The organism is Roseburia sp. AF42-8, assembly GCF_003435965.1.
Taxonomy (GTDB): Bacteria; Bacillota; Clostridia; order Lachnospirales; family Lachnospiraceae; genus Roseburia_C; species Roseburia_C amylophila.
Window position 1 is genome coordinate 1 of sequence record NZ_QTVB01000112.1, and the last position, 1,535, is coordinate 1,535.

General features: G+C 35.5%; 1 protein-coding gene. It reads right to left on the reverse strand.

Translation table 11 applies throughout. The features are described from left to right. Positions 1-106: 106 nt before the first annotated feature. Entirely contained in the window at positions 107-1,456 is a 1,350-nt protein-coding gene (gene dnaA / locus DW059_RS15455; RefSeq protein ID WP_117699376.1) for a chromosomal replication initiator protein DnaA, read from the reverse strand. Positions 1,457-1,535 lie beyond the last annotated feature (79 nt).

A 1,535-nucleotide genomic window follows, 5' to 3' on the forward strand; every position in this document is an offset into this window, starting at 1 on the left:
TCTTAATAAAAAGTGAATAAATTTTTATGTAAAGTTAACATAATTAGTTATCCTAAAGCCATTCCACAGCTAGTTCACAAATTATAAACAGAACCCTGTGCATAAATTAATTTGGGTTAATTTTTTTCTTAATGGTATTTAAGAGATTTACGGTTGCTTCATTAGTCTGTAATTCAGCTTCTACCTTATTAATACCATGAATTACGGTAGAATGATCTCTTCCTCCTAAGAGTTCTCCAATATTTTCTAAGGAAACCCCAGTCATATTTTTGCAAAGATACATGGCAATCTGTCTCGGCTTTGCAATATCGTTGCTGCGGCTTTTAGAAATCATCTGCTCTTTTGTAATATGGAAATGTTCGCATACCACATCAATAATAAGCTGTGGAGTAATCTCCCTCGGCTTGTCCGGAGAAATAATATTCTGAAGCTCTTTCATGGCTACTTCCATGGTAATCTCAGTCTGTTCAAGATTGGAGTAGGCAAGCAGTTTATTTAAAGCACCTTCCAGTTCCCTGATATTAGACTTAATATTAGTAGCAATGTATTTTAAAATTTCATCATCTAAATGGAAATTATCCATTTCTTCTTTTCTTCGCAGAATTGCCATTCTGGTTTCATAATCCGGAGAACCGATGTCAGCAGTCAGACCGCATTCAAAACGGGAGCGGATACGTTCTTCTAATGTTTCCATATCCTTTGGCGGCTTATCAGAAGAAATAACAATCTGTTTCTTAGCAAGATAAAGCTCATTAAAGGTATGGAAAAATTCTTCCTGTGTACTTTCTTTTCCTATAATAAACTGGATATCGTCGATTAAAAGTACATCGATATTACGATATTTCTCACGGAATTTTGTCATAGCTGTATTATTGCCATTTCGGATGGCTTCAATCAGTTCATTGGTAAAAGTTTCCGAAGAAACGTATAAAATCTTCACATCTGGATTATTGGACTGGATAAAATGTGCGATGGAATGCATCAAATGCGTTTTACCAAGTCCTACGCCTCCATATAAAAAGAGTGGGTTATAGACTTCTCCCGGAGATTCTGCAACAGCCAGTGAAGCTGCATGAGCCAGTTTGTTATTATTTCCAACAACAAAAGTATCGAAGGTATAGTTTGGATTCAAACTGGATTTGTCAATACTTTCTGTATTTACGAAAGCCATCGGTTTCGGTGTACGCATGGATTTTGCCTGCTCCGGCAGTACAAATTCGATTTCGTAATCCTTTCCAATAATTTCAGCGACTGCTACTTTAATAGGAAGAGTGTATTTCTTGGTAATGTAGTTAAGCCCCATCTGTTCGTCCGGTACCAGTATGTATAAAGTATTGTCTTTGACATCAAATACCTTAAGTGGTTCCAACCAGGTTTTAAAAGAAATGTCAGTAAGTTCATGCTCTTCCTTGACAGTTCTTAAAATTTCTTCCCATTTTTCAATGATCTGTTCCATAAAAATCTCCATGTTTCTATTATTTAAGCTTTTTAAAGCTTCTCATATTTATAGCATACTATAGAATCCTGCTCTTTAA